Annotated in this window: 20 protein-coding genes and 1 pseudogene; 13 read left to right on the forward strand and 8 right to left on the reverse strand. The window is 68.6% G+C overall.

The window, feature by feature from the left end; translation table 11 throughout:
• Positions 1–74: 74 nt before the first annotated feature.
• From TX80_RS05695 to TX80_RS05725, 7 genes are all read left to right on the forward strand, one after another.
• A complete protein-coding gene (locus TX80_RS05695) occupies positions 75–1,505 on the forward strand; it encodes a hypothetical protein (protein ID WP_049922049.1) in 1,431 nt (476 codons plus the stop codon).
• Positions 1,506–1,624: 119 nt separating this feature from the next.
• Positions 1,625–3,940, forward strand: a complete 2,316-nt coding sequence (locus TX80_RS05700) for a DUF4129 domain-containing protein (protein ID WP_049922051.1) — start codon at positions 1,625–1,627, stop codon at positions 3,938–3,940.
• The gene (locus TX80_RS05705; RefSeq protein ID WP_049922052.1) at positions 3,937–4,773 is read left to right on the forward strand and encodes a DUF7269 family protein; all 837 of its coding nucleotides are present in this window, start codon (positions 3,937–3,939) and stop codon (positions 4,771–4,773) included. Before TX80_RS05700 ends, TX80_RS05705 begins: the two co-directional genes overlap by 4 nt.
• The gene (locus TX80_RS05710; RefSeq protein WP_154658574.1) at positions 4,773–6,257 is read left to right on the forward strand and encodes a DUF58 domain-containing protein; all 1,485 of its coding nucleotides are present in this window, start codon (positions 4,773–4,775) and stop codon (positions 6,255–6,257) included. Before TX80_RS05705 ends, TX80_RS05710 begins: the two co-directional genes overlap by 1 nt.
• On the forward strand, positions 6,258–7,724 hold the full coding sequence (locus tag TX80_RS05715; RefSeq protein WP_049922054.1) for a hypothetical protein: 1,467 nt from the start codon (positions 6,258–6,260) through the stop codon (positions 7,722–7,724).
• Between the two features lie 66 nt (positions 7,725–7,790).
• Entirely contained in the window at positions 7,791–8,984 is a 1,194-nt protein-coding gene (locus TX80_RS05720) for an AAA family ATPase (protein ID WP_049922056.1), read from the forward strand.
• A 108-nt stretch (positions 8,985–9,092) separates the two neighbouring features.
• Positions 9,093–9,440, forward strand: a complete 348-nt coding sequence (locus tag TX80_RS05725; protein ID WP_049922057.1) for a four-helix bundle copper-binding protein — start codon at positions 9,093–9,095, stop codon at positions 9,438–9,440.
• 52 nt (positions 9,441–9,492) lie between these two features.
• Here TX80_RS05725 and TX80_RS18520 read toward each other — a convergent pair.
• Both TX80_RS18520 and TX80_RS05730 read right to left on the reverse strand, forming a co-directional pair.
• Positions 9,493–9,657 (reverse strand): annotated as a pseudogene (locus TX80_RS18520) (citrate/2-methylcitrate synthase); the annotation flags it as partial.
• Positions 9,658–9,672: 15 nt separating this feature from the next.
• Positions 9,673–10,074, reverse strand: a complete 402-nt coding sequence (locus TX80_RS05730) for a DUF5518 domain-containing protein (RefSeq protein ID WP_049922058.1) — start codon at positions 10,072–10,074, stop codon at positions 9,673–9,675.
• 81 nt (positions 10,075–10,155) lie between these two features.
• Here TX80_RS05730 and TX80_RS05735 point away from each other — a divergent pair, with 81 nt between their 5' ends.
• Together TX80_RS05735 and TX80_RS05740 are read left to right on the forward strand one after the other, a co-directional pair.
• Complete coding sequence (locus TX80_RS05735) at positions 10,156–11,151, forward strand: NOG1 family protein (protein ID WP_049922060.1); 996 nt, start codon at positions 10,156–10,158, stop codon at positions 11,149–11,151.
• Between the two features lie 58 nt (positions 11,152–11,209).
• The gene (locus TX80_RS05740) at positions 11,210–11,497 is read left to right on the forward strand and encodes a hypothetical protein (protein WP_049922225.1); all 288 of its coding nucleotides are present in this window, start codon (positions 11,210–11,212) and stop codon (positions 11,495–11,497) included.
• Positions 11,498–11,522: 25 nt separating this feature from the next.
• Here the strand turns inward: TX80_RS05740 and TX80_RS05745 are convergent, their stop codons facing one another.
• On the reverse strand, positions 11,523–12,812 hold the full coding sequence (locus TX80_RS05745; protein ID WP_049922226.1) for a TIGR00341 family protein: 1,290 nt from the start codon (positions 12,810–12,812) through the stop codon (positions 11,523–11,525).
• 157 nt (positions 12,813–12,969) lie between these two features.
• Between TX80_RS05745 and engB the strand changes: the two genes are divergently transcribed.
• Positions 12,970–13,587 (forward strand): GTP-binding protein EngB, encoded by a 618-nt coding sequence (engB, locus tag TX80_RS05750; protein ID WP_049922062.1) that lies wholly within the window; start codon positions 12,970–12,972, stop codon positions 13,585–13,587.
• A 169-nt stretch (positions 13,588–13,756) separates the two neighbouring features.
• Here engB and TX80_RS05755 read toward each other — a convergent pair whose 3' ends face one another.
• Together TX80_RS05755 and TX80_RS05760 are read right to left on the reverse strand one after the other, a co-directional pair.
• On the reverse strand, positions 13,757–14,194 hold the full coding sequence (locus tag TX80_RS05755) for a hypothetical protein (protein WP_049922064.1): 438 nt from the start codon (positions 14,192–14,194) through the stop codon (positions 13,757–13,759).
• A 52-nt stretch (positions 14,195–14,246) separates the two neighbouring features.
• Entirely contained in the window at positions 14,247–14,459 is a 213-nt protein-coding gene (locus tag TX80_RS05760; RefSeq protein WP_154658575.1) for a hypothetical protein, read from the reverse strand.
• Positions 14,460–14,584: 125 nt separating this feature from the next.
• Here TX80_RS05760 and TX80_RS05765 point away from each other — a divergent pair, with 125 nt between their 5' ends.
• Positions 14,585–15,025 (forward strand): winged helix-turn-helix domain-containing protein, encoded by a 441-nt coding sequence (locus tag TX80_RS05765; protein ID WP_049922067.1) that lies wholly within the window; start codon positions 14,585–14,587, stop codon positions 15,023–15,025.
• Between the two features lie 9 nt (positions 15,026–15,034).
• On the opposite strand, the gene TX80_RS05770 is transcribed toward TX80_RS05765, so the two are convergent.
• The 3 genes from TX80_RS05770 to TX80_RS05780 form a co-directional block, all read right to left on the reverse strand.
• Positions 15,035–15,544, reverse strand: a complete 510-nt coding sequence (locus TX80_RS05770) for a GNAT family N-acetyltransferase (RefSeq protein WP_049922068.1) — start codon at positions 15,542–15,544, stop codon at positions 15,035–15,037.
• On the reverse strand, positions 15,544–16,485 hold the full coding sequence (gene ddh, locus TX80_RS05775) for a D-2-hydroxyacid dehydrogenase (protein ID WP_049922070.1): 942 nt from the start codon (positions 16,483–16,485) through the stop codon (positions 15,544–15,546). The genes TX80_RS05770 and ddh overlap by 1 nt, the downstream gene beginning before the upstream one ends.
• A 230-nt stretch (positions 16,486–16,715) precedes the next feature.
• Entirely contained in the window at positions 16,716–18,080 is a 1,365-nt protein-coding gene (locus tag TX80_RS05780) for an initiation factor 2B (RefSeq protein WP_049922072.1), read from the reverse strand.
• Positions 18,081–18,141: 61 nt separating this feature from the next.
• Between TX80_RS05780 and TX80_RS05785 the strand changes: the two genes are divergently transcribed.
• Entirely contained in the window at positions 18,142–18,639 is a 498-nt protein-coding gene (locus TX80_RS05785) for a metallophosphoesterase family protein (protein ID WP_049922227.1), read from the forward strand.
• A 47-nt stretch (positions 18,640–18,686) separates the two neighbouring features.
• Positions 18,687–19,238, forward strand: coding sequence for a ribbon-helix-helix protein, CopG family (locus TX80_RS05790; RefSeq protein WP_049922074.1), 552 nt, complete (start codon positions 18,687–18,689; stop codon positions 19,236–19,238).
• Positions 19,239–19,369: the final 131 nt, after the last annotated feature.

Genomic DNA, 19,369 nt, shown 5'->3' on the forward strand with positions numbered 1-19,369 from the left:
GGTCGGCGCTATGTACGAACGGATTATCAGTCACACACAAAATATTTGCAGCCGAATGTCCTGTCGTTTCAGTAATGGAACGGCGACGATTTCTCGCGGCGGCCGGCGTAGCGACGGCCGGCCTCGCGGGCTGTCTCTCCGAAACCGGCGATTCGGGGAACGGCGAGGCCGACCCGGGAAACGAAACCGACAACGAACAGTCGGCGAGTAACGAGACGGAATCCGAGCATCCGCCGGACGGGTTCGCGGCCGAACTCGCGTTTCCCTCCAACGTCGTCTCGATGCAACGCCAGTTGCCGGACGAGGCGCGGCCGAACCGACTCACCGACGCCGCCGAGTTGAACGAGACGACGCTCGCGGCGATCGAGACGGCGATTGACGACGGACGCTACGAAACTGACGAACCCGCGGATGCCCTGCTCGAGGGGCTGTTTCGCCTGTCATACGTCGAGTACGAGGGGACGGTCTACGCCGTCGAGTACGAGATGCCGGAGTACGTCGTCTCCGCCCGCGACGTTCCGGCGTCCGAGGCCGACTCCGCGGCGACGATTTCGTGGCGGAACGAGCGGCTCCGGGCGCTCGGCGTCGACAACGGGGAAATCATCGGGGCCGTCCACGCGGTGCTCGATCCGGGCCGCGACGGCGAGGGCGGTGCAACCGACACCGAGTACCGCGCGACGATCCTCGAGGAGAACCTCGCGGAGTTCCTCGAGACGTACTCGTACGTCGTCTATCCGGGCGACGGCGACGGGGAGCCGGAGCCGAACGGCTACGTCGAGCTGGAACGCGACCACGAAGATCCCGGCCCGCCGTACACGGTGACCGTCGAGGAACTGGACGACGAGGACCGGTACGGCCGACCCGTGTCCGACGTGACGAGCTACCCCGATCCGGTCGCGGAGACGCTCCGAGCGGTCGTCCGGCAAGGAAAAACCCACTACGACGAACTGCCCGATGGGTTCGACGCGGTCCTCGACGACGAGTCGTACGTTCGGGTCGACGGCGACGTGTACGAGCCACAGCTTCGGACGGTCGACCACGACGACGTTCCGGTGTCGCTTTCCCTCGCGACGGTCGACGACGCCGAGCGGTCGTTCACGCTCGAGGTGACGACCGACCGCGCCGATGGCGTCCAGCTGTCAAGCGGTGCGCCAGCGCCGTTTGGGGTCCTCAGCGCGCTCGCTATCGACCGGTCCGGCTCCGGGAGGGGCGGAGCGACCCTCTGGAGTGACGCCTACGACGAGAGCGGCCACGTACACGTTACCGAGCGGGACGGCGACCGGATGCTCGAGATCAACTCGATCGGTCTGACGACAACCCTCGAGCCCGACGAGCCACTGGCGGAAACGTACGCGGTGCGCCCGGAGTGGGGGTTCGAGGCCGGCACCTACCGGCTCGAGTCGACGCTGTCGGTTCGCTGGGGGACCGAAAACGAACGGTCCGCGGCGTATCCGTTCGTTATCACGCTGTCGGTACCCGACCTCGAGTCCGAGCCGGAGTCGTGAACGCCCGGCGGAATCGCGGCCCGCGAGTGAATACCTTCTTGGTCCGGTGAGTTCCATACCCATCCATTGACACGGCGACGAACCGACACGATGCGACCGCATCCGGGGGGTGATCGCGAGTGACGACGGACGATCCGGCGGACGAAACGACGGCGACGCCCGACTACCGGCAGGTCTCGATTATCGCGCTCGCGGCACTGGCGGTCGTTCTCGCGGCCTTTTTCGCACCGGGGATGGCCGGCCAGTCCGGCTCGAGCGCCGACGGCGACGGTCCGGGGACCGGCGTCCAGCCCGATTCCGCGCCGGACGCCGACGGGCCGGAGCCGACCTTCGACTGGACGGAGCTCCTCGAGTGGCTGGATCTGGGCAGGGGCGGGGAATCGCCGACCGGGACGGTCGAGCCGGCGGACCCCGAATGTACGATCGGACTGAGCCGCGATCCGGTCCCCGGCAGCGAGATCGTGGTGACGGTCGTCTACCGCGGGGAACCGCTCGCCGACGCGCCGGTGTGGTTCAACGATCGCGCCGTCGGGGAGACAAACGAACGGGGACAGGTCGCCGGCGAAGTCCCCTACGACGAAACGCTCGTGATTCGGGTCGGCGCGGACGATGAGGCCGCGTGTCGAGCCGCCGGAACGACGACGAGCGAGTTCGACGCCGATTCCGAACGCGACTCGAGGGGGGCGGTCACTGCCGCGACTACCGCGACCGCCGGGACCGCCGCGATCGCAGGAACCTCCACGAGTTCCGGCTCCACCGCAGCGTCCGGAGCCAGCGCGACCGCGAGGGTCCCGACGAACGCCGGGACGACACAGCGACCCCAGTCGGAAAACACCAGCGTCGAGTACGACGTCGAGGGCGACGTCGAGATCCTGCTCCACGGCGATCCCTATCCCGGCGATCGGGTCACGCTCGAGGCGGCGATCGACGGGGTGCCGATGCGCTCGGCCGACGTCACGGTCGACGGCGAATCGGTCGGCGAGACCGACGACAACGGGACCGCCACGCTTGCAGTCCCCGACGACGGGACCGAACGGATCGATATCGGGGTCGCTCGCGGGGACTTCGCGGGGACGGCGACCGTCGACGTGCTGCTTCTCCGGGCGGACCTCTCGCCCGGCGGGCTCGCACCGGTTCCCGGAAGCGACGGCCACGTCGTGGCCGAAATCGCCGGCGAGCCGGTCGACGAGGCGACCGTCACCGTCGGCGGGGATCGGCTCGGAACGACCGGAGCCGACGGTCGTCTCGGGATCACGTTGCCGCGGGACCCGACGACGACGGTCACGGTCAGCACGGACGACCAGACCGCGACCGTCACGCTCGTCGATGCCTACGGCCGTGCCGTCGCCCTCGCATCGCTCGTCGTCGCCGGGCTGGCCGCCGTCGCCTACAGAACCCACGGTCGGCGCGGTCCGGCCGTCGTCGTCGGCATCGTGGTCGGAGCGGTCCTCGTACTGGTCACGGAGGCGTTCTACGGCCCGAAAGGCGGGCTCGCGGCGCTCGGGATCGGACTCGCCGTCGGCCTCGCCGTCGGCCAGCGCCGCTCCGATCGGTCCGTGACCGACGGTCGGTCATCGGTCCAGTCCGCGTTCGACCGCCTCATCGAGTGGCTCGTCGCGCGGGCGTTCGGGGTGGTCGACGTCCTCGAGCGGGTGCTCGACCGTCTGTGGTCGCTTTTCGGGGCCGTTCGGGCGTGGCTCGGATCGTTGCCGCGATCGGTAACGGGGCTGAGCGCACGGCTCGCGGGGTGGCTCGGGTCGGTTCCGGGTCGAACGATCGCCGGACTGCGCTGCGGCGTCACGACCCTTCGGCGGCTCCCGCTGCGAACCGGAGCCGCCCTCGCCGGAGCCGGACTCCCGGTCGCCGGTGGCTACGCAGTCGACGGCCCGCGGGGTGCAGCGGCCACTGCGGCCGTCCTCGCCGGCGCTGGAATCGTCGTCCTACGTTCCCGACGGCGTACCCGGGACCCACAGGAGACGTCGGACGACGGCGACCGAGCCGATCCGGAACTCGACGACGCGACCCCACGCGCGACGGACGAGCACCCGTCGTTTCGAGAGGTGTGGCGGTCGTTCGCACGGGAGGTCGATCCGAACCGATGGCGAACGCGAACACCGGGCGAGATCGAACGACAGGCCCTGCAGGACGGCTATCCGCGGGCACCGGTGACCGAACTGACGACGCTGTTTCGCGATATCGAGTACGGCGGTCGGGCGCGGTCGCCGACGGTCCGGGACCGGGCCGCCGACATCTACGCCGAACTCACGGCCGCGCGAGGCGAGGGGTCGGATCCGAGTTCCGGCGACGACACGCCGGACGCTTGCGGCCCCGCGGCGACCGCGAACGGACACGAACCGGCTCGAAAACCGGAATCGAACCGCGAGACGGCCTCACGATCGGACACCGAGCAGCGGTCCGGGGGGATGGATACGTGACGCGGGCGGTTCGGCAGGGACTGCTCGTGCTGGTCGCGCTCGCGTTCGTCGCGCTCGGGGTGACACTCGGCCTCGGCGGACGGCCGGCGGAACCGTCATCGGACGGGACGACGGTCGGCGTCGTTCTGCTCGCGCTCGTCGCGGTCGTCCTCGCGCTGCGAAAGGTCTGGGGGTCGCTCGATACGAGCGCGGACGCGCCGGCGACGCCGTGGGCACCCGACGAGCCCTTCGCGACGCCGGCACCCGAGCGGACCGACCGGAATCCGCCGCTCTCGAGCGACGAGTTCACGGCGGTGATCGAAACCGCCGGCGCGGCCGCACGCGACGGGGGGACCGTCGCGGACGGGCTCGCGGTCGTTCGGCCACCGCTTCGCGAGACGCTGCTCGACGCGCTCGAGCACGGCGGCCACTCCCGATCGGAGGCCGAGGCGATGCTCGCGGACGGCACGTGGACCGACGATCGGATCGCCGCGAGCGTCCTCGACGAACGCGTACGCGCGCCGGTCCGCTCGCGACGCGAACGGCTCCGGGCGTGGCTGTTCCCGGAACGGGTCGTCCGTCGGCGGGCCGGGCGAGCGATGGCGGCCGTCGCCGAGGCCGCCGACGACGCGCTCCCGGCGGTTCCGGGTCAGACCGCGCCCCGGACCGTCCCGGTCTTGCAGCCGCGACTCGAGGACCTCCGGCGGGGTGCGGACGGCCGACTCCAGCGGGCCGTCGATCCGGGGGCGATCGCTCGCGGCCCCAGACCGCCGCGGGCCGGACTCGAGGCAGACGACTGTGAAACCGCGACCGACGACCGGAACGCGACGTCGACGGAGGTGACCGACGCGTGATGGCCAGACAGCGGCGCTGGCGCGGCGCCGTCGCGGCGACGATCGTCCTCGTCGTCGCCGGGCTAGCCGACGGAAACGGCGTCTTGCTACTCGGGGCGATCGTCCCGCTCTGGTACGTGGCCGTCGGCACGCTCACCACGGTGACGGCCCCCGACGGAATCGTCGCCCGCAGGCAGGTTTCGCCGACGCCCGCCCCACCGGGCCGGCCCGTGACCGTCACGCTCGAGGTGACCAACGAGTCGGACCGAACCCTCCCCGACGTCCGCCTCGCCGACGGCGTCCCCGAGAAGCTGGCCGTTCTCGAGGGGTCGCCGCGGACGGGAACGACGCTCGAGCCGGGAGAGACGGTGACGGTCGAGTATCTCGTCGTCGCCCGGCGGGGTACGTTCGCGTTCGACCCGCCACAGCTTCGGATCCGCGGGTTCGGGGCGAGCGCGGTCGCAACGGCGACCCCGACGCCGTCGGGTGATCGGCGGCTCGTCTGCCGGCTCGACGCCGATGCGCCGCCGCTCGAGACGGTTGGCACCGACCGCGTCGGGCAGTTGACGACCGATCGTCCCGGCGAGGGGATCGCGTTTCACTCGACGCGCGAGTACCGACCGGACGACCCTGCCGACCGAATCGACTGGCGACACTACGCCAAACGCGGATCGCTCGCGACCGTTGACTACGAACGTCAGGTATCGGCGACGGTCGTGCTGGTCGTCGACGCGCGAGCGCCGAACCGGGTCGTCGCCGGCCGTGGGCGGCCGACGGCCGTCGAACGCGGTGCGTACGCGGCCACGCGGGCGCTGACGGACCTGCTCGGTCACGGCCACGACGTCGGCGTCGCCGTCATCGGCGTCGACGGCGACGGCCCCACCGGCCTCGAGTGGCTCGAGCCGGCGGGCGGACGCGAACAGCGCTCCCGGGCGCTCGATGCGTTCCGGACGGCGACGGACGCGGCTCCACCTGACGGGAGCGCCGACGAGACGGCGGACGCGAATCGAAACGCCGGGTCCGGGACGGACGACGACACGGTAGAATCGTGGCTACAAGAGTCCGAAGAGCCCGCGGAACGGGACGGAAAGCGCAATCGAAAGCAGGTTCAGGCACAGATCAGGCGACTCGTCGATCTCTCGCCGTCGGGGACACAGCTCGCGCTGTTTTCGCCGCTGCTCGACGACGTCCCGCTCGAGGCGGTCGAGACGTGGCGCGGCGCGTCCCTGCCGGTCGTCGTCCTCTCTCCGGACGTCGTTCCGGAAAACACCGTCAGCGGGCAGTACGCACAGATCCAGCGGCGGACCCGGCTGGCTCGCTGTCAGGCGACCGGCGCACGGACCTTCGACTGGCGACGCGGGACGCCGCTGCCGTTGCTCATCGAGCAGGCGTTCAGCGCCGACGCGCGGCTCTCGAGCGCGCGGCTGACGGCCGGGACGGGCGAAACACTAACTCCGACGGGACACAGATCGGGGTCGGACTCCGGTCCGGGAGGTGACGGCTAGATGTCGATCGGCGGGCCGCGCCTCGATCGGCCGTCGGCCATCGGCGACGACGGCCGCCCGCGGGCGACGAGCCTCTGGATCGCCACGCTCGCGGTCGTCGCTCTCGTCGGCGTCGCCGGCATCACGATCGGCGAACCCTCGCTGCTGACCGGGCTAGGGGCGGTCGTCGGCCTCGCCGTCGCGGGCGCGGCGTTGCTCGATCGACCCCGGTTCGTCGAACTGTGTGTCGGACACGCGTTCCTGGTGACGTTCGGATCGGCACTCGCGCTGATCGTTCTGGTGCCCCCGTTTTACGGCCGTATCGGGGTTGCGATCAGCGGCTTCACGCTCGCGCTGTTCGGGATCGCGCTGGCCTGGGCCGACATCGGCCGCGAGGGGGTAAAACGCGCGGTCGTGGGCAGCGGCCTCACCTACCTCTCGTTGCTTTTCTCGGCGGTGATCGGCGCGGTCCTCGTCGGGTTCGCGATCCTCGCGTGGGGGTTCCTGCGTCTTGTCGCCGACGCGTCGACGCCGGTCGCCTCCGTCGTCGGCTTCCTGACCGTCCTCGGTGCGACCGGCTGTATCCTGCTGGTGTCCCTGCGGTGGCTCCCGATCCGACAGCTAACCCCGCGAGATCGCCGCGAGCGCGTCGAACAGCGGCTGGCCGTGGTTCGCCGCTGGCTCGTGCGGACGGTACTGGGAGCGGTCGCGTTGCTCGCCGGGACCGCCGGCCTCTGGATCGGCGGCTGGCACGGAACGGCGCTGGCCCGGACGCCGGGTCTCGCGACGGCACTGCAAGGGCTGTCCTCGCCCGTCGTCGTCTGGACGCTCGCCGGCATCGGAACCGCGGCACTCGGTGGCGGACTCATCGCGGTTGGACTGCGATGGTGTACCCGCCGGTTCGGGACCGCCGCGAGGCGACAAACCGCTGCGGTCGTCGTCGGCACCGGTTTCGCTCTGGCAGCCGCGGTCGCGCTCGTGCTCGTGGTAAGCGGGATCATCGTCGGAAATCTCGTCCCGGTCTACATGGTCGGAACCACCGCTCCGATCGCCGCCGTTCTCCTGTTACTCGGCCCGATCGCGTTCGTCATCCTGCTCGGAGCCGTCCTCGTCGGCGTCGCAATCGGCGTGGTCCCCGACCGCGCCGGTGGCCCGGCGATCGCCGCAGCGGGGCTCGTGACCGCCGCGATCGGGATCGGATGGAGCCATCACGTCCTCGTGTTCGCCTGTCTGGCGGGCGCGGCGCTGGTCTGGGACGTGTCGACGTTCGGACTCGGACTGACCGGCGAACTCGGCCACCTCCCCGACACGCGCCGCCTCGAACTCGTCCACGGCGTCTGTTCGATCGGCCTCGCGATCGGTGCCGTGCTCGTCGCGACCGCCCTCGAGACGCTCAGGACGGGCGTGTTCGCCGGCTTCGGCGGACCGGGGGCGACCCTGGCGGTCGCGCTCGGCGCGGTTCTCCTGTTGGTCCCGCTGCGGGGCTGATGCCGGCTCGGAGGGACCTCGAGTCCGGAGCCGAGGGTTCTTGAGCATCTAGCCGCACTGTCGAGTATGGACGAGACGAACGTGACGGCCGACGCCGACGACGCCGCAGCGGCCGTCCGAACGGTCGTCGAACGGATCGAGGAGGCAGCTGTCGTCGATCGATCGGTCCTCCATGCCATGCTCTCGGCCGTGCTGGCCCGGGGACACGTCCTGCTCGAGGACGTTCCCGGGACCGGGAAGACGGTCACGGCGCGGGTGATCGCCGAGGCGATGGGACTCGGGTTCAAGCGCATTCAGTTTACCCCGGATCTGCTCCCCTCCGACGTGACCGGCTCGATGGTGTACGACGAGCACGCGGGCGAATTCGAGTTCGCGAAGGGGCCGGTGTTTACGAACGTCGTGCTGGCCGACGAGATCAACCGCGCGCCGCCGAAGACACAGGCCGCCCTGCTCGAGGCGATGGAAGAACGACAGGTCAGCGTCGACGGGACGACCTACGAGTTGCCCGAGCCGTTCGTCGTCATCGCGACCCAGAACCCGATCGAACAGGAAGGGACCTTCCGGCTCCCCGAAGCCCAGCGGGACCGCTTCAGCGTGAAAACCTCGCTCGGCTATCCCGACGTCGAGGGGGAGATGGGACTGCTCGAGCGGCGATCGAACCGGCGAACGCTGGCCCCGAGCGTCGATCCGGTCATCGACGCCGAAACCGTCCGCGTCATTCAGGAGACGACCGAGGCGGTCACGGTCGACGAGAGCGTTCGGCGGTACATCATCGATCTCGCCCGAGCGACCCGAACGGACCAGCGGGCCGAGATCGGCGTCTCGCCGCGGGGCGTCCAGCGCGTGTTCGAAGCGGCTCGCGCGGCGGCGCTCATCGACGGGCGAACGTACGTCACGCCGGACGACGTAAAGCGGCTCGCACAGCCGGCGATGGCCCATCGGGTCGTCCTGACGACCGAGGCGACCGTCGAGGGGGTCGACGGGAAAGACGTCGTCCGATACGCCCTGAACTCGGTCGACGTACCCGCGGTCTCACCGGCCGCGAGCGACCCCGAAGACGCCGGGACCGACGACCCGGGGCTGGACTCGAGAAGCGACGGGAGTGAGCCACGCGGTGGGCAAGCGGATCGAACCGACCAACGCCACGAGCCCGACGATCGATCGACGCCGAACGGCGACGGCAGCCGCTCGTCCGACGGCCACACCCCGGGGGCCAGCGAGGCCGACGACGCCTGGGAGTGGGAACAGGACGCCGAGTGACAACGACCGTCGCCGGCCGACTGACCGTCCAGCGGTCGCCCCGAGCGCGGTTCCTCCTTGCAATCGTCCGGCGTACCTTGATGAGCGTCTTCCGCGTCGGGGGACGTGATGGCCCGACAACAACTCGAGCACGCGGACGACCACATGCAGGAGTGTATCGACAACTGTCTCGAGGCCGCGCAGGTCTGTGAGTGGTGTGCCGACGCCTGTGCGGGTGAAGGCGAGGAGATGGCCCGCTGTATCCGACTCTGTCGGGACGTCGCGGACCTGACGTCGCTACACGCCCGCTGGATGGCGCGGAACTCGGGGTATCACCGAGAACTGGCGGCGATCTGTGCGGACCTCTGTGAGGAGTGTGCCGAGGAGTGCGAGCAACACGACCACGACCACTGTCAGGCCTGTGCGGAGGTCCTCCCGAACTGCGCCGAGAGCTGTCGCGAGATGGCGTCTGGCTGAGTCGGACGATCGGCGACGATTCCCGAGTCGCTCATCGCTTCTCGATCGGCGTTCACGTCCGCTCCGTCTCTCCGACGTAGCGGGAGACGGGTCGGATGAGCCTGTTGTCGTCGAGTTGCTCGAGACAGTGGGCCATCCAGTCGGCGACCCGCGAGACGGCGACCGTCGCCGTGAACAGCGGCTGCGGGATCCCGACCCCGTCGAGCAACGCGACGGAATCGGACGGGTTGGCTCACCGCGTGTCGGCCCGCCGTCGCCCGGAACCGGGATTGAGCATGCCAGCGATCGCGCCGGCGATCGCGCTCTCGAGGGCCATCACGAGCGAGATCATGACGGCGAACGCGAAGATGCCGATGCCGGCGATGCCCGAGATCGCGCCGCCCACGGGTCCGAGGGCGAGGCCGGCGATGCCGACGGCGACGCCGATGAGGAGGCCGCCGATGATCCCGCCGAGGGCACCCGCGAGCAGCCCGTGCCAGAAGCCGCTCCAGAGCCCACCGCCCGCCATATACCCCGCGGCGAAGCCGCCGATCAGCCCCGCGGCGAGCTGGCCCACCCCCGGCAGGGCGAGCCCGACGATCCCGAGCACGGTCGCGACGATAAACCCGACGACGACAGCGCGCCAGTTCGTCATATCGGAGCCACGGTATCCGCGACGATAAGCCTGCGGCGCGTAACGAACGACCTTTTAAGACCGCGCGTTCTACCTATCGCTATGATTTTCGAAGACCTTCCGACGACGCCCACGTCGGAAGAGTTGATCGACAAGGCGTTTTCGCGGGCGGCGCGGGCCGGCAAGGCCAAGGGCGGCCTCGAGGCCCAGCAGTCGATGCTCCAGACGGCAGCAAACATCATCTCGGACAACTTAGAGAACGTCGTCACGGCGTGGCCGGACTTCGAGTACGAGGACGACGTGCATCCGTTCTACTACGAACTGGCCGACGCCATCGTCGACGTGGACAAACTCCGCCAGAGCCTCTCCGAAGTGATGTGGGCCAGCCGGAAGGCCCGCGAGATCCACGAGGAGTACCAGCCGCGGCTGCGCAAGACCGACGTGGATACCGCGCGCAAACACCGCAAACAGGCCTTTGCCCGTCTCGCGGACATCGTCGAACAGATCGACGACGAACTGCTGTACATCAACGAGGCGCGCAACGACCTCCGGGACCTCCCCGACATCGATCCCGACGAGCCGACGATCGTCGTCGCCGGCTATCCCAACGTCGGCAAGTCCTCGTTCGTCAACGACGTCACCAGCGCCCGGGGCGAGACCGCCTCCTACCCCTTTACCACGAAGGGGATCGGCGTCGGCCACTTCGAGCGGGACCACATCCGCTACCAGATCGTCGATACGCCCGGCCTGCTCGACCGACCGCCGGCGGAGCGAAACGAGATCGAATCCCAGGCGGTCAGTGCCATCGAACACCTCGCCGACTGTATGCTCGTGGTGCTCGATCCGAGCGGCGAGTGTGGGTATCCCCTCGCCTCGCAACTCGAGTTGCGCGACTCGATCGCGGCCCAGTTCGAGGAAATTCCCGTGCTCACGGTCGCGAACAAGACCGACCGCCGGGACGTGTGGGACGAGGACCGCCTCGAGGAGCGTCCGGTCGACTACACGATGAGCGTCGAAACGGGCGACGACGTCGAGACCGTCCTCGATGCGGCCGTCGACGCGGTCGATTACGAGCCCGAACTCCCGTTCGACGAATGATCCCCACCGGCGGCCCGATCCGCCCGGACCCGCGGCGGTCGGTACGATCACGGAACCGATGAGGGGTCCCGGGATCCTCTGGATGCTCCAGACCGCGGCGGGTCTATCGATGGCCGGCCCCATGTTCGTCATCAGCGTCGAGTACCTCCGGACGGGCCGACTCGTCGGCGGCGTCCTGTTCCTCGCGCTCGGGGCGGTCGCGCTCTACTTCCCGACGTACTTCATCAACCGGATCGGCGGACCGCGGACGTGGCTCCGTCGACGGTTCAAATCCGACGGCGATGACGACTCCGACGGCACCGACGGCGGACGATCGAACCCGCTGGATCGGCTCCGTCGGCGGTAACGCGAACTACGGCTGGAGCGGACCGTCAGCGTTCGATGACGTCGACGAACCGGACCTCGACGTCGACCGGGTTCTCCGCGCGTTCGTTGACCTGTTCGTGGATCGCGTTCGACAGGCCCGGCGCGGCTTCTCCGGGCGGCCCCCCGACGGTGACGATCACCCGATCCGGCGAGAGGAACGGATAGTCCTCGTTCATCTTCACCTCGAGATCGATGAGCGAGTACTGCTGGTACTCCGAGGCGAGGAGCTGTTCGACGTCCTCGGTGGCCTCCTGTTCGAAGGTCCCGGCGGTGTACGACGCGTGCGTTATCACCCCGAGGAACGCAGACAGGATCAACACGACGGCGATGAGTCCGACGACGCGCCGCCGAACGCGCGTCTCGGTCGGGCTGAGTGCGAACAGGTTGTCCGGCCGGTAGCCGGCATACCAAAGCGTCAGGAGGCCGGCGAGGTTCACCGACAGGACGTTGACAAGGACCAGCACCGTCGGTCCGATCGCCGCCATCGGTTGTCCCCACGCGAGCGCGATCCCGGCCGCCGCCGCGGGCGGAATCAACGCCGCCGCGATCATCACGCCGACCAGTGCGACCGACGCGCCGGTCGCGATGCTCACGATCCCCGCGACGCCCGCCCCGAGCGCGATCACCAGCGAGAGCAGGTCGGGGACGAGTCGTTCGGAGATCTCGGCGACGGACGCGATCTCGAGCGCGGGCGGGACGACGTTCGTGGTCTTGACGCTCCAGGCGAAGATCGCCGCGGAGGCGATCGCGAGGACGACGCCGAGAAGCTGATAGAGCAGGCTCTGTCTGAACAGGGCCTCGTCGTCGATCACGGAGCCGACGCTTGCCCCGAGTGCCGGCCCGATCAGCGGCGCGATCACCATCGAACCGACGACGACTGCCGGCGAGTCCAACAGCATGCCCGCGGTCGCGACGACGGCGCTGATGACCGTCATCGTCACGTAGATGCCAAAGGTCGGCGTCATCTCCTCGGCTTCGGTCTGTAACTCCTGTCTCGAGATGCGTTCGGATTCGACGTCGCCGTCCTCGTACTCGTCCCGCAGCGCCTGAAACCGCCTCGAGACGACCGTTTCGGCGTCGACGACGACGGTGTAGGCCTCCTCGTCGATGCCGACCGCTTCCAGTTCGTCGAGGACGGGCTCGACCGCCGCGGACGGCAACGGGAAGTAGACGACCGCCGCGTACCCCCGGTTGCTGGTCTCGTCGGTGACGACGTAGTCGATCTCCCGCTCGTCCAACGTCTCGAGGACCGTCTCTCGTTTCCCCGTCGGAACCGTCAACTGTACGAGCCGCACGTCCGGACTGTGACACTCGGGGATCATAACTCGGGCGCTTCCCGGGGACAGTCGACGGTTTCGCCGAGAACCGCCGCGTCTCGCGTCGACCGCTCGAGGCCGGTGGGCGACGCGTCCGATCGCGGCGTATAAGCCCGCGTCGTTCCTACCCCGATCCATGTTCGATACGCGCCCCGACCGCGACGCCGAGGTAGCCCTCGTCGGTCGCTCGAACGTGGGGAAGTCGACGCTCATGCGCGAGTTGACCGGCCACAGCTTCGACACCGGCGGCAAACCCGGGGTCACGCGCGAGCCGAACCACTACGACTGGGCACCGGAGGATTTCGTCATCACCGACCTCCCCGGCTTCGGGTTCATGAGCGGGGTCGACGAGGACCGCCGCGAGCGGATCAAGACCGATATCGTCCACTATCTCGAGGAGTACGCGGACGAGATCCTCGTGGGGATTCTCGTCGTCGACGGCAAGAGCGTCATCGACATCATCGATCGCCACTCCGGCCCCGACGAGGTCCCCTACGACGTCGAGATGTTTCACTTCCTGCGCGACCTAGACGTACCGACCGTCGTCGCCGTCAACAAGATGGACAAGGTCAACGACAGGGACGAACGCCTGAACGAACTCTGCGATCGGCTCGGCCTCTATCCGCCCTGGAAGCAGTGGCAGGAGACCATCGCGCCGATTACCGCCAAAAGCGGCCGTATCGAACCCCTAAACGAGGCCGTCCGGGAACACCTCCACGAACAGAATCGGGACGACCTGTTCAAATTCTTCTGAACCAACCTTTTACGCTGCGGTCTGTCGCGCTGGTGGCTTCGCCACACAGCGCGACGTCCCTCGGTAAAAGGTTGATCAAAAGCGCTCCTCCCTCCGTTCCGGCCCGCTCGCGTCGCTCCGCGACGCTCGCGGTCGGTTCGATGTTCGCTCTCTCTCTTCGCGTTTCAGGCTACGGCTCCGATCCCTGTCCCGTCGGATTCTCCGCCAACCACTCTTCGAGTTCCGCCTCGTGGGCGTCCCAGGCCTCGCGAAGCCGCTCGTACTCCGCTCTGGCGGCGTCCTCGCCGCGGTAGTGAGCGATCGATTTCAACCGGTTCTGCATCGCCCGTAAGCAGGCATCCGTTTCGTCGTACCAGTTGTATCCACACTGGACGAACAGAGCATGCACGAGCGACCACATCCCGATACCGGCGTTCTCGGCGGTTCGTTCGGGCGCTGGCGGAATCGGATCGTCGAACTCCCGCCGGAACTCGAGGGCGAACGTCGCGGTGAGCGGTTTGTATCGATACTCGCGCTCGCCGCCGACAGTTCCCTTGGCGTCCCGTTCTCTGCCAGAAGGCTCTCGTAGATCGTGGACACGTCGTCCGGGTCGTCGTAGCGCTGACACTCCCAGGAGCGCAACCCCTCGAACGCGTCCCAGCGATCGGCTTCGGCGGCGATCAACTCGTCGACGTCGCCCTCGAAAACGAGCCGAACGAGACCCCGTCAAGACCGATCTTGTCCCCCGCGACCTGCCCGTACGCCCAGAACCAGCCGGTTTCCCAGTAGTCGCTCGATTCGAAGCGCGACCACGCGTCGGCGAGGAACGAGTCGACGAAGCGACGCTCCGCAGCAGTGCTCTCGAAGTGGAGTTCGATCGTGACACCGACCATACACCACCCACCGTCGGCCGCGAAGATGAACGTTCCGTGAAGCGATTTTCGCTTCGAATATTGATATTCCTCGGCTGAAGACGACAGCAGAATGACCATATGGCGGAAGGACGAATACGCGGCACATGCGACCTGATCGGTCCCGATCGACCGACCCGACGGCGGTACGCGACGAGGCGCTCGAGGCACTCGACGCGCTCGCCAACGAACACCGAATCGCCATTCTCAGAGCTCTGGCGGACGCGGACGGACCGCTCTCGTTTTCGGAACTCCGCGAGGAGATCGAGATGCGCGACACCGGCCGGTTCAACTACCACCTCACGGAACTGCTCGGCCGGTTTGTCCGCGAGACCCCCGACGGATACCGGCTCGGCCCTGCCGGGAAACGGGTCGTCCTCGCCGGCGCGGACCTCGGCCGCGAGAGCGCGACGCTGCTCGCCGAATCCGACGCCCCGCAGTCCGACGGCGACTGCCCCGTCTGCGGGGAGTCGAACTGCGATCGAGTCGTCCACCTACACCTCTCGTCGACGGATCCCACCGGTCGCTCGAGGCCACGGTCACGGTAACCGGCACCGTTACTCCAGTCGCGTCCGCATCCGCAGACACTCGAGCGAGACGTCGTCGGCCATCTCGAGGGCGACCGTCTCGACGCCCTCGTACCCCCGCCGGCGGTAGAACTCGATCGCGTTTCTGGAGGCGGTGAGAACGAGGCGCTCGAGGCCGGCCTCGCTGGCGGCCGACTCGAGGGTCTCGAGGATGGCGCTACCGACGCCTTCCCGGGCGTGATCCGGCCGAACGTAGACCGCCCCGACCGTGCCGGCCGCGGGGTCCTCGAGGTCGCTTGGCTCGCGGTCGAGCAGACCGAACCCGACGATTTCGCCGTCGTCGCGTTCCGCGATGACGACGTGAAAGCCCGGCTCCCCGAGCGGATAGCGCTCGGGATCGACGTTCGAGAGCCACGCCCGGATCTGCTCGTCGTCGTACGCTTCGCTCCCGAGTTCACGGATCGATGCCGCGTGGACGTCCGCGATCACCTCGGCGTCGGCCGCCGTGGCGTCGCGGACGCGGACCCGGGACGACGCCATCAGATCACGCGGTTGTGGAACGGCTCGCCGGTCTCGAGCCGGTCGACGTTCTCGCGGACGATATCGCCGACGTCCCGGAAGTAGTCCCGCGTGTAGGCCGCACAGTGGGGTGAGACGATCACGTCGTCCATCTCCCACAGCGGCGACTCCGCCGGGAGCGGTTCCGTCTCGAAGACGTCCAGCGCCGCGCCCGCGAGCCTGTCGGCCTCGAGCGCGTCGATCAACGCCGACTCGTCGACGACCGGACCGCGGGCGACGTTCACGAAGTAGGCGTCGTCGCGCATGGCGTCGAACACGTCGGCGTCGAAGAGATGCCGGGTTTCGTCGGTCAGCGGGACGGTGACGATCACGAAGTCGGCGTCGAAAAGCGCCTCGTGGAGCCGGTCGGTCGCAAAGACCTCGTCGAAGCCCGGCACCGGGTCGTGCGAGCGCCGAACACCGATCACGCGTACCCCGAGCGCGCCGAGTACCTCGGCGACGCCGCTGCCGAGGGTCCCGGTCCCGACGACGCAGGCGGTTTTCCCCGGAAGCGTAAACGCCGCGTCCCACTCGGGGCGTTCCCAGCGGCGATCCTGTTGGTTCGCGACGTGCTCATGGAGTCGCCGCGAAAACGCGAGCAGGTAGCCCGCGACCGTCTCGCCGACGGTCCGGTCGTGGATCCCGGTGCTGTTGGTGAGGATCACGCCGTTGGCCTCGAACGCATCGAACGGGAAGCGGTCGACGCCGGCCTGGATCGAGTGAACCCACTCGAGATCGAGAAACGACTCGCGGTACTCGAGGGTGACGACCGCATCACAGGTGTCGATACCGTCGTCGCCGACGACCTCGACCGCGGCGGGCAGATCCGTCAGTTCGGCTTGCAAGGCGGACGGCGGGAACACCGATTCGACCGATTCGTGGACGCCGATCGCATCGATTTCGGACTCGAGTTGCGAACCCATGGGTTCACTACGCACGTGCCTTGATTGAAGGTTTTCCCGATCGTGAACGGGGCGAGAAGGCAACAGCGACGCGACTGGACGGATCGATAGCAGTAGCATCCCGCGTGTCGGTCGAAACGCGGCTCGGAGAAAGGCCCTCGTCACAAGGGGCTCGGAGGGGGTAACTCTTCGTCACAGCCGCAGGGGCACTCGGTGCTCCACGGGCTTCGGTCTGTCGCTTCCGGCGGCCCTCACTCGGTTCGCCACCCCTCGAGTTCGCGCAACTCCGCGACGACCGCCTCGACGGCGGCGGGCTCGAGTGCCCCGCGCTCGGTCACGATCTCGTCGACGCAGTCGGCGGGCGTCACGTCGAAGATCGGATTCGTGACGTCGACGTCGACAGGGCCGTCGTACACCGCCGATCGGTCGCCGGACTCGAGGTTGATTTCCTCGCGCGTCGAAATCTTGTCGGTGGCGGCGACGACCGACACCGGAACGCCCTCGCGGGCGGCGGCGAGCGCGAGCCCCCGCGTGCCGGTCTTGTTCACGACGGAGCCGCCCGGCAGAACCGTATCCGCGCCGACGACCACTCGATCGACGGCCTCGCGTGCGAGGACGTGGGCCGCGGCCGCGTCGGTGTGGACCGTTACGGGACAGTCGACGGCGGCGTCCTCCCGGAGTGTCTCCGCCACGTCGATCCCCTCTCGAGCGGGGCGGGATTCGGCGACGAACACCCGCGAGGGAGTCCCCCTGCGGAGCGCTTCGAGGACGGTCCCCGACCACGAGAGCGTCGCGACCGTGCCCTCGAGCCGCTCGCTCGCGTTCCCCGCCGCGTCGGCGTCGGCCCCCAGCGCCCGGTCGATGCCCGAGATCGCAGCTTCGAGGACCGCCGGTGCGTCCGGCGTCTCGGCACCGTCCTCGCCGGCCCGCGCTCCGGCGTCGGCCACGGTCCGGTTCACCCGGTTCCGGAGGACGGCCATCGACGGGCGCGCCTCGAGCAACCGGCCCGCGAGTTCGGCGAGTTCGTCCCACTCGCCGTCCGGATCCGCGCCGAATTCCTCGCGCTCGGCGACGAGCACGCCCGCCCGATCGCGAAGCACCTCGAGCGCTCGGACCGAGAGGAACGCGGCCCCGTGCTCGTCGTCGGCGGCGATCGATCGGACGGTTGGCGCGACCCGCTCGTAGGCCGTCCACAGCTTCTGGACCGTCTCGCGGTCGGCGTCGGAGTCGAGCATCGCCGTCGGCTGGACCCATGCGAACGCGTCGTGTTCCTCGCTCAGTTCCGGGTCGCGGGACCCACACTCGAACAGGTAGGGGTGGACGACCCACTCGCGCTCGAGGGCGTCGTCCTCGACCCGGACGGGTCGGCCCGAGCGAACGAACGAGCACCGATCCGCGAGTCCGGTCTCCTCGCGGATCTCGACGCGAACCTGTTCGTCGGGCTGGTCTTCGGCGAACCCGGAGACCCCGCCCCACTGTCCTACGTAGGTGCCGACCGCGTCGCTGCGGCGCAACAGCAACACCTCGCCGCCGTTTCGAAGGAAGGCCGTGACGACGTGGTCGGGAGCCGATCCATCGCCGTCGTCGTTCCCGACCGCGTCCGATGGCTGATTCATGTGGAACCGAACGACCGCCCCGAGGGAATCGCTTTCGGGACTGGACGGTCTACCACTCGGTATGTCACGGGTTGCGATCATCAGTGACACGCACGTGCCGTCCCGGGCGGCCGGTCTCCCCGAGTGGGTCGCCGACGAACTCCGCCGGGCCGATCACACGATCCACGCGGGCGATTTCGACTCGAGACGCGCCTACGATCGGATCGAAACGCTGGCGGACGACGACCTGACCTGCGCGCGGGGGAACATGGACCCCGCGGGCCTCGAACTCCCGTCCGCGACGGCGCTCGAAATCGACGGCGTGACGTTCGTCGTCACGCACGGGACCGGGTCGCCCGATAGCTGGCACGAGCGGGTCGCCGCGACGACGCGGGCGGAAGCGAGCGCCGACGCGGTCGGCGTCGCGGGACACACCCACGAGGTTGTCGATACGGTCGTCGACGGCGTTCGGTTGCTCAATCCCGGGAGCGCGACCGCCGCCAGTCCGGCGACCCGCGAGACGATGCTCGTTGCGACCGTCGACGACGGCGATCTCGAGGTCGGTCTGCTGACGGGCTGACCGGGCTGAGGCGTCAACTATACCCGTTTCCCGTTCTATCTCGAACCATGACTCGGCGTGTCACGGTATCGCTTGACGACGACGCGAACGCGGCGCTCGAGACGCTGGTCGCCGAGACGGGAAACGGCCAGAGCGAGGTCGTTCGCCGCGCGCTCGCGTTCTACGCGGCGAACTTCGAGGCGGCGCGCGGACAACCGAGCGACAACCTCGAACAGTACTACCGGATGCTCACCTCGGGGGAGCACGTCCTGTTAGACGTGGATTTCCTGCACGCGTTCCTCGAGTACTGCTACGACGGCGGCGATCCCGATCCGGCGTTCGTCGAGGCCGCCGACCGCGTCTCGGACTACCACGCCCGCGAGTACGCGGAACGGTTCGACGAGGTCGGCGAACTGCTCGAGTGGCTCTCGTTCTGTGGTTTTCTGGAGGTTCGACGCGAGGAGAACGGCGTCTATCACATCGTCTTCCCGTCGGAGCCGATCCAGTGGTTCATGACGCGGTTCATCGAGCGCAGCACCGTCGACATGCCGACGACTCTCGAAATCGAGCAGGGCGTCTCGAAGGTGATCATCACCGAACGGGACCCGAACGAGCGGTAAGCCGGTCGTTCACAAACGTTCATACGGATTCATACGCCAATCGTCACGGATCGAAGCGGTGTATGAAACGTATGCGTGGTTCTCAACAACCCTTATGCGCCTCTCGGAGAGGGGTGTATGTGGACACTAAT

This window comes from Halopiger djelfimassiliensis (assembly GCF_000455365.1).
GTDB classification, from domain to species: Archaea; Halobacteriota; Halobacteria; order Halobacteriales; family Natrialbaceae; genus Halopiger_B; species Halopiger_B djelfimassiliensis.

What these genes read in the sequence shown, in the direction of transcription:
- TX80_RS05695 (WP_049922049.1), top strand. Translation starts at nt 75, where the DNA reads ATGGAACGGCGACGATTTCTCGCGGCGGCCGGCGTAGCGACGGCCGGC.
- TX80_RS05710 (WP_154658574.1), top strand. Translation starts at nt 4,773, where the DNA reads ATGGCCAGACAGCGGCGCTGGCGCGGCGCCGTCGCGGCGACGATCGTC.
- TX80_RS05715 (WP_049922054.1), top strand. Translation starts at nt 6,258, where the DNA reads ATGTCGATCGGCGGGCCGCGCCTCGATCGGCCGTCGGCCATCGGCGAC.
- TX80_RS05720 (WP_049922056.1), top strand. Translation starts at nt 7,791, where the DNA reads ATGGACGAGACGAACGTGACGGCCGACGCCGACGACGCCGCAGCGGCC.
- TX80_RS05725 (WP_049922057.1), top strand. Translation starts at nt 9,093, where the DNA reads ATGGCCCGACAACAACTCGAGCACGCGGACGACCACATGCAGGAGTGT.
- TX80_RS05730 (WP_049922058.1), bottom strand. Translation starts at nt 10,074, where the DNA reads ATGACGAACTGGCGCGCTGTCGTCGTCGGGTTTATCGTCGCGACCGTG.
- TX80_RS05735 (WP_049922060.1), top strand. Translation starts at nt 10,156, where the DNA reads ATGATTTTCGAAGACCTTCCGACGACGCCCACGTCGGAAGAGTTGATC.
- TX80_RS05740 (WP_049922225.1), top strand. Translation starts at nt 11,210, where the DNA reads ATGAGGGGTCCCGGGATCCTCTGGATGCTCCAGACCGCGGCGGGTCTA.
- engB (WP_049922062.1), top strand. Translation starts at nt 12,970, where the DNA reads ATGTTCGATACGCGCCCCGACCGCGACGCCGAGGTAGCCCTCGTCGGT.
- TX80_RS05760 (WP_154658575.1), bottom strand. Translation starts at nt 14,459, where the DNA reads ATGGTCGGTGTCACGATCGAACTCCACTTCGAGAGCACTGCTGCGGAG.
- TX80_RS05765 (WP_049922067.1), top strand. Translation starts at nt 14,585, where the DNA reads ATGCGACCTGATCGGTCCCGATCGACCGACCCGACGGCGGTACGCGAC.
- TX80_RS05770 (WP_049922068.1), bottom strand. Translation starts at nt 15,544, where the DNA reads ATGGCGTCGTCCCGGGTCCGCGTCCGCGACGCCACGGCGGCCGACGCC.
- ddh (WP_049922070.1), bottom strand. Translation starts at nt 16,485, where the DNA reads ATGGGTTCGCAACTCGAGTCCGAAATCGATGCGATCGGCGTCCACGAA.
- TX80_RS05780 (WP_049922072.1), bottom strand. Translation starts at nt 18,080, where the DNA reads ATGAATCAGCCATCGGACGCGGTCGGGAACGACGACGGCGATGGATCG.
- TX80_RS05785 (WP_049922227.1), top strand. Translation starts at nt 18,142, where the DNA reads ATGTCACGGGTTGCGATCATCAGTGACACGCACGTGCCGTCCCGGGCG.
- TX80_RS05790 (WP_049922074.1), top strand. Translation starts at nt 18,687, where the DNA reads ATGACTCGGCGTGTCACGGTATCGCTTGACGACGACGCGAACGCGGCG.